Origin of the sequence: Caloramator proteoclasticus DSM 10124, assembly GCF_900129265.1 — a bacterium.
Classification (GTDB): Bacteria; Bacillota; Clostridia; order Clostridiales; family Caloramatoraceae; genus Thermobrachium; species Thermobrachium proteoclasticum.
Genome location: NZ_FQVG01000078.1, coordinates 1 through 7,917, shown reverse-complemented (window position 1 = coordinate 7,917; position 7,917 = coordinate 1). Strand labels below are relative to the sequence as shown.

At 31.2% G+C, this 7,917-nt stretch carries 8 protein-coding genes; all 8 read right to left on the bottom strand.

All coding sequences use genetic code 11. From position 1 onward, the window contains the following. The coding region (locus tag BUB63_RS12320; protein WP_073250194.1) for a site-specific DNA-methyltransferase at nt 1–1,211 on the bottom strand (1,211 nt) is incomplete at its 3' end. A 268-nt stretch (nt 1,212–1,479) separates the two neighbouring features. Further along, entirely contained in the window at nt 1,480–1,860 is a 381-nt protein-coding gene (locus BUB63_RS12315; protein WP_073250191.1) for an HNH endonuclease, read from the bottom strand. Nucleotides 1,861–2,031: 171 nt separating this feature from the next. Then, nucleotides 2,032–2,199, bottom strand: coding sequence for a hypothetical protein (locus BUB63_RS13670; protein ID WP_159431476.1), 168 nt, complete (start codon nt 2,197–2,199; stop codon nt 2,032–2,034). A gap of 220 nt (nt 2,200–2,419) precedes the next feature. Beyond that, nucleotides 2,420–2,824: a hypothetical protein gene (locus BUB63_RS12310; RefSeq protein ID WP_073250188.1), complete on the bottom strand. Its 405-nt coding sequence runs from the start codon at nt 2,822–2,824 to the stop codon at nt 2,420–2,422. A gap of 119 nt (nt 2,825–2,943) precedes the next feature. Continuing rightward, nucleotides 2,944–3,375 (bottom strand): DUF1492 domain-containing protein, encoded by a 432-nt coding sequence (locus BUB63_RS12305; RefSeq protein ID WP_073250185.1) that lies wholly within the window; start codon nt 3,373–3,375, stop codon nt 2,944–2,946. Between the two features lie 30 nt (nt 3,376–3,405). Continuing rightward, the gene (locus BUB63_RS12300) at nt 3,406–3,657 is read right to left on the bottom strand and encodes a hypothetical protein (RefSeq protein ID WP_073250183.1); all 252 of its coding nucleotides are present in this window, start codon (nt 3,655–3,657) and stop codon (nt 3,406–3,408) included. 244 nt (nt 3,658–3,901) lie between these two features. Then, on the bottom strand, nt 3,902–5,803 hold the full coding sequence (locus BUB63_RS12295) for a phage/plasmid primase, P4 family (RefSeq protein ID WP_073250180.1): 1,902 nt from the start codon (nt 5,801–5,803) through the stop codon (nt 3,902–3,904). 264 nt (nt 5,804–6,067) lie between these two features. Beyond that, nucleotides 6,068–7,759 (bottom strand): hypothetical protein, encoded by a 1,692-nt coding sequence (locus BUB63_RS12290; protein WP_084106785.1) that lies wholly within the window; start codon nt 7,757–7,759, stop codon nt 6,068–6,070. Between the last annotated feature and the right edge of the window lie 158 nt (nt 7,760–7,917).

The following is a 7,917-nucleotide window of genomic DNA, read 5'->3' as shown; positions in this document are numbered from 1 at the left end:
TCACCATCCCTTATTAAAAACACATTATCAGCATCCTGCGTATATTCTAAATACCTTTTCACTATAACATCACAATATTTAGGGTCAAGTTCCATCATGCAGCATATTCTTCCTGTTTCTTCAGCAGCTATCAAAGTTGAACCGCTTCCACCAAAGGGGTCAAAAACAATGCAGTTTGTCATGCTACTGTTTTTTATTGGGTATGCAACTAATGGCACTGGTTTCATTGTTGGATGTTCTGCATTTCTTAAAGGCTTATCGTAGTTCCAAATAGTCGTCTGTTTTCTGTCTGAATACCACCTATGCTTCCCTGTCGGCTTCCACCCATAAAGGATTGGCTCGTGCTGCCATTGATAATCAGATCTTCCTAAAACCATGCTGTTCTTTGCCCATATACACACATTCGCAAGGTGAAATCCTGCATCTTTAAATGCCTTTCTAAAATTAAGGCCTTCTGTGTCTGCATGAAATATATAAACTGCAGCACCATCTTCTAAAACTTCAAATATATTTTTAAATGCAGAAAGTAAGAATTCATAAAACTTATTATTGTCCATCTTATCATTCATAATCTTTAGCTTATCCTCAGTTCCACCTTCATAATTTACATTATACGGGGGATCGGTTACACATATATTTGCCTTCTTTCCATCAAGCAGGGTTAAAACATCATGCAGCAGGGTTGAATCTCCGCACATTAATCTATGTTTACCAAGTAGCCACACATCACCATATCTTGTTATTGGTTCTTTAATTTCCTCAAGTGCTTTATCTGCATCAAAGTCATCATCTTTTACTTCTTTATCATGAACCTTTGAAAATATTTCTTCAATCTCTGCAGCATCAAATCCTGTTATTGAAACATCAAATAATGTTTTATCAAGTTCTTCTAAAAGGTCTTTTAATAAAGGCAAGTCCCAATCACCATGAATTTTATTAAGTGCAATATTAAGGGCCTTTTCTTCTTGCTCGCCTAAATCAACTACCACACAATCAATTTCTTTAAAACCTTCATTTTTTAAAACTGTAAACCTTTGATGTCCACCTACTATATTGCCTGTTCTTTGATTCCAAATAATAGGCTCAACATAACCAAATTCTTTTATTGACCTTTTAAGCTTTTCATATTCAGCCTCTCCAGGCTTTAACTTTTTCCTTGGGTTATATTTAGCTGGATTTATCTTATCAACTGCTATCTTTTTTACCTCCACAAAATCACTCCCCCTAAACTAAAAAATTTGCTTTAAAATACCCTCTATTTTTATATGCAAAAACCTTGATTTATCAAAGCCTGAAGCCACTTAACCCCCACCCTGTAATTTTGCGAATTTTAGCGTTGAGGGGCCCGCCCGACCTTAAGGCTCAAGGCTTAGATATTCATACCCCCCTACCGTATGTCTTGAATAGAGGTTCCACTTGTCAGTTTATCCACAACTTGTCCACAAGTTATTAACACCCTTTAATCTCCATCATTAACACTTAGTACTTATATACCTCTCCCTTTCTACCCCATCTACCATCTTCTTTAGCTGTTTTTCTATCATGACACTCCTTGCAAAGGGCTTGCAGATTGCTTTCATCCCAAAACAGTTCTTTGTTACCCTTATGAGGTATTATGTGGTCAACTACCTCTGCTGGTCTTACTATTCCTTTCTTTCCACACTCAGCACATAGCGGATTTTCTTTTAAAAACTTAATTCGTAGCCTTTTCCATCTTGTACTGTTGTATAAATACTTGTAGGTTCTATTGTTTCTGTTATATTCCCTTGTCATCTCCTTCTCATGCCTTTCACAATACCTACCATCGGTAAGTTCAGGACAGCCAGGATAACTACAAGGACGTTTCGGCTTTCTTGGCACAGTTTCCACCTTCCTTTAAACAATAAGGGAACATGCAAAACACCAACTCTGGTGATAGCCATGTTCCCCATACGCATTTATAGCATTTACTTTTCTCACGTTTTGTTTTTACTTTTACCTTCATAAGTTTATCCTCCAACGAAAAAAGCCCTGAATTTTTCTTCAGAGCTTTTAAAAACTTATTTTATTTCCGCAGCTTTTACATGTAATATAAATTCTCCCATCATCGCTGGAAACAATAGTGAACTTTTCATCTATTATTTTATCACTCAAGTTATCTTCCAAAGTTAATCTCTCACCACAGTTACCACAAACAAGGATAAATTCATTATTTTTCATTTGCCCCACCCCTAGAATCATTATTTAAAAACCCTTTACCACAACTTATGTATCCAACACTACTTTTTATTTTATTCAAAGTCATAGAAAAAGCTCCAAAGCATTGTAACTTTAGAGCCCAAAACACTGCGTTTACTTGTATTTATTTCCTCGGCATATTCTACATCCATACCTTTGCATTTTAATAATATCATAAATCAAGAGTGGCTTTCAATGTCTTTTAGTGGCTTTTAGTGGCGTGTTTTAAATTTATTTTACATTTTCCTAAAGCTCTTTTATGAAGTTTATAAATGTAACGCAAGTCGTATCCCATCTCATATGCTATTTGCTCCCACGATTTTAAACAAAGATATCTTAGTTCTAAAAGTGTTTGGTATTCTATATTATTAACTTCCTTTATCATAGTCATTACTTCTTTTTTTACATCAAATAGCTTATATATATCTGATTCGATTGCTGTTCTTAAGTCTTTTATTTTTTCTTTTATATTTTCAATAGAATCTATATCTAAACTTCTATATGCAATTTTATCTTCGAACTCATTTAATAACGCTAACTGCTCAAGTTTTAGATTTATAAATTTGTCTACTTTAAGTGCTCTTCCTAAATATTCTTTTACCGTCATTATATAACCTCCTGTTACATGCATTTAATTTATTTAAAAAAGCCACCTTAGGTTCCCCCAAAGTGGCTGTATGATTAATTTTTCTCTATCATAACAATATCATAAATCAAGAGTGGCTTTCAATGTCTTTTAGTGGCGAGTTTTAAAGTTTCATCAATTTTTCTTAGTGCTCTCATATGCAGTCTTAATAGCCATCTCTTATCCAACCCCATCTCATCAGCAATTTCATCCCAGTTTCTATTATTAATATACCTCATTTCAAGTATCAGCTGATAACTTGGGTTGTCTATGTTTGAAATAACCTTCCCAATTTCTTTTTTAAGATCAATTAATCTATCTATATCCTCATTTATTTCCCTTTTAAGCTCTATTATCTTTACCACAACATTCTCCATTGGACTCGTTGTACCGTTCCCCCCTGTTACCTTTTCTTTTGACAAATCAACTGTTGTCTTTTGTGCTAATACCTCTAACTTTTCAAGGTGTTCTAATTTGCTGTTTATTAGTTTATCAAGCCATATAGCCTGCCTTAAAAATTCTTTAGCATTCATAGTACCTTCCTCCCTAACTGTATTTGAGTATCACTTTTCCACAGTATCCAAAGCATTTAATATGTCTAAGTAGTATTTCTCAATAATTTTAATCCTTGTCTCCTCATCAAGCTTATTAATTCTGTGTAATGCTTTCCTGCGGTCTTCATTGAATTCCTCTTTAGTTTTATAGAACGGGCACTGGTGACAGTCTTTAGAATTTAAAATCAAGCATCTTCTGTTTCTATATGCAAAGCAGTCCTTTAAATCTTTACTGCCTTCATCCTTTACTTTTCTTGTCATTGTTATAACCTCCATAATTTTCTATTTTTTTACAGGTTCAAGTTCAAGATAAGTTCAATATATATATATTTCTTTTTATACATACATATATTAATTTTATATTTATCTATAAAGTATATATTAAAAAATATAAACATCTTGGACATCTTGAACCGCCTTCATATTACTGGAATACAATCTTGAACCTATCTTGGACTTATCTTGAACTCGTCTTGAACCTTAATTTAGTAATACTATTTAATTTTCAATTGTTCACTTGCGGTTTAATAAATATTCTATATTTCTTACCATTAACTTTTCTATCTTCAATTTTAAACCCAAACCTTTTAACAACCTGCCTTGAAAATTCTATCTGGCTTAAAGGTTGATTATTGTTATTTATACAAAACTCAAGATACTTCTTGTACACTTCCTTGGTTGGCTGATTTCCTATTTCTTCTTCATAGTCCTCATAAAACTCAATTATTGGATTATTCATTTTTTCATATTCTTTTAATTCTCTTTCAACTTCAATAGATTTTGTAAATTTCTTGTTTTTCATCAATCTTTTCAATCCTTCTATTCCTAATAAAATTAAATATTCCATTACCTCTCTGGTTTTTAATTCAAATGCAATTTCAGGCTTAAAATCAGGATCATCTTCTGTAAACTTTGCATTGAATGGTATTATAAGAAGCCTTCTTTGAACAGCACCTGTTTTGTCTCTTATCCTTGGAATATTATTTGCAGAGAATAATAATTTTGCATAGTTATTAAAATCAAATGGATCTCTTCCTTTTTTCTCTGCATTGATTCTATCACCTGTAACAAGTTTCTTAAAAAACGAAGGCTCTGCTATAAATTCATCACCTATATCATCACCAATATTTGCAAGCTTTCCAAAGAGTTCAGCTGTTTTAAATCTCTCTCCAAGTTCCTTTAAATCAAGTGCTGAAATGTTGGATGTTCCAAGCAGTGTTGTTATCATATCTAAAAATGTTGATTTTCCATTTTGTTTATCGCCAGTTAGTATAAATGCCTTTCCTATTATGTTTTTTCTGTAAAACGTGTATCCTATTAATTCTTCAAGAACACTTCTAATTTCAGCATCATTGCAGCTTATTTTATTTAATGTTCTATCTGCAAGTTCTGAATAAGCATTTGGATTGTAGTCCCATGGGATTTTATTGGTAATTATATATTGGTAAGAATGTTCTTTAAAAGTATTATCCGATATGTCATATACTCCATTATTGAATGCAATTTTGTTATAATCCTCTCTGCTTGGCGATACTGTATTTGTTATGAGTTCAAGGTAATTTAATGTTTCCATTCGCTTTGCTTTATTTAATTCAGGCAGATGTTTTATCATGGCAGCTTCTATAATTAAAGAATTGCTTACATATATGCCATCTTTAAATATATGAAGCTGGTTGTTTATTTTTACAATATGTTCCTCATCCCTTATAAATCTTGCAAACTGGTCATGGTAAAATCTTGACTTATGATAAAACGACTGTTTCAAAAATGCCTCATCACGAAGTATTGTATCAAGTTCTCTTTGGTCTAAAGGTTCTTTTAAAATATATTTGTTTATGATAGTTATAATATTTCTTATACTATCTTTACTAAACCCTTCTGATTGAAGGGTTAATATATAATTAAAAAGCTGCTGGTTTCTTCCGTCACCTTCTTTTAGATTGATAAAATCTGGAACGTTTTTCTTACTAATAGGAATTAACCACTCTGGAAGAAAGTCAATTTCTTCAATAGTATTAATTTTATTTAGCCACCTTCTTGTCTCACCATTTACCTTTATAGGTACTAATGCATTTTGTTCCCCTATTGCCACATCTACTTTTACTCCTATTGGAGTCATTATTTTTGTTTGTTTTTTATTAACTGCTTTATTTCTAAAATAAAAATGAATACCTCTTGTTGTCTTTAAAATCGCACATTTAATATCTAAATCTTCTATAATCTTTTTTACCAGTTTTGCTTCACTTTCATCATCTATATCAATTTGAACCATACCATCAGCAAGAATACCCGCATAATCTCCACTCGTTCTACGAATATATTCATAGTTATAAAAGGATTTTTTATTACGATAAGGCTCTAAAGGTTTCTTACCATTAGTCTTAATATAACCTTTAAATATTTCCAAATTACACACCACCTTGTTAGTTTAATCCAGATTAAATGGTTGTTTTATATACCAAAACATATCTATTTTGGTATGTTTTAAGGCTATTTATGGTATATAAAACATACCAAATTACATTCAAAACCTACCATATTAGCCTATGATTCTAATAATTTTTTATTTAAATTTATCTGTTTTAAGCTTATTTTGGTATAAACATACCAAATTAGAAATCATTTTTAACAGTAAATATAAGTTTTCCTTATATATAATTTTTTCATAAAGTTAATCTACTTTACCCACAAAATCCTCAATTCTTTTCTTTGCTAAATTTATATACCACTCTTTATCAAGGCGTCTTGGAACTCTTTTCCCTATTACACTGTCATTTAATATAAAACATTTTTCTGGTGTATTTGCTATTTTTTCAACTCTGCCATTTGGTTTAACTTTAAATACACCTTTATCATCCTCATTCTTTGATGCAAAAACTCTTAAGGTCTTTTCTTTTAATGGTTTGTCCCCATATAAGGCATGTGAATATTTATAGGTTAGCTTAACTACCTTTTGAAACATTAATAAGTCTTTGCAGTTATTAATTGTTTCTTCTACTGGTGTTTTGTTTATAAAATATTCTTTTAGTGCTGTATTAACAATTGGAAGGTCATTGTCTATTTCATTTAAAGTTTTAACATAAGCTCCCTTTGATTTAAAACTTCCATCTTCATGAATTAAAATATAGTTGTTTACATCCTTTTGATATATCTTCTTAAAAGTTTCAAATTCAAGTTTCATATGAGTTCTTTCTTCCCATTCTCTGCATATTTCTTTAATTTTGTCTAAATCTGATATCCTTTTTATTTCCCCTATCAAACCGTCAGTATTAGATTGAATTAACATCCAGTGCGGTTCTAACTTCTCTATTAAATCTAATAAAAGAAGTTGCCCAACTACACACACGTTATTAGCCTGCCTTGGATCATATAGGTTATTATATTTATGTTTCATGGAACCATAGGTAGAATTTAAAACTATTTTATATGGCTTATGAAGAGGATTATTTTCAGCCTTTAATTTTATTCTTTCTTCGTATATTTGTTTATATAGATTAGAATCAACTACATTCCTTGATAGAAATCCATACTCTATCATTAGTGTCGGATAAAATGAAACTACGTCAACATTTAATATTATTCCTTCACCTACATATTTTTCTATTGCACCATGTAGGCCTCCCCATGCAAATACATGTGGAACACCGCTTATATCTATTTCTAAAAACTTATCATAGTTATGATTACTAGAGTTTTTATACCACTCAAGAACTTCAATGTATTTATTTATCCTTAAATTATCTGGTATTTCTAAATCAAATTCATCATCCCTATTTGTTTTCTTTGCATTTAATATTATTGCTGCAAGCTGGGCCTTTGTCTTACTTATATATTTAAGTGGTAGTTTAAATGCATTAAGTAATGCTACATGAGTTTCAAATTCTTCTTTTCTGTGTAAAAATATCTCCATTGTTTGTTCTACGTCATGGGTACAATATTTAACAACTTCCTCTAATTCTTCATCTGTTAACTTCCTATCTATTGAAAAGCTAACACTGCTTTCTCTAATATCATTTCCCATAAAGCCTTCAAGTTCTTTTAACCCATGTGTTGTAGTCATTATGTCAAATTCATTAAGTTGTATATCTTTAAATAGAGAACTATACTGCCATCCTGGCTTTTTTTCTGATATAATATAATTTGAAATGTCATAAGGGTTGAAACCACAAAGGATACCTTTTAAAATATACTGGTCATAATGGTGGCTGTTATAGCCTATCCATATATAGTCTTTATGTTCTTCATAAAATGATGCTAATTTCTTAGCATCATTTATGAAGACATACTTTTTATGTTTTTCAGGATCTAATATGACGAAGAGCCAATCCGCCAAGAAAACCTCTGCGTCAAAGAATAGAATCATCCTTAATTAACCTCGAACACTTCAGTTATTTTAAAAGTCTTAAATCCTTTGCTGGTTTCCCCATATTCAACTGCATATTCTAAATTGCCATCAATTGCTTCATGAATATCAAGTATTAAATCATTATATTGTGAAAAGCTTTCAAACTCTACTTCAAT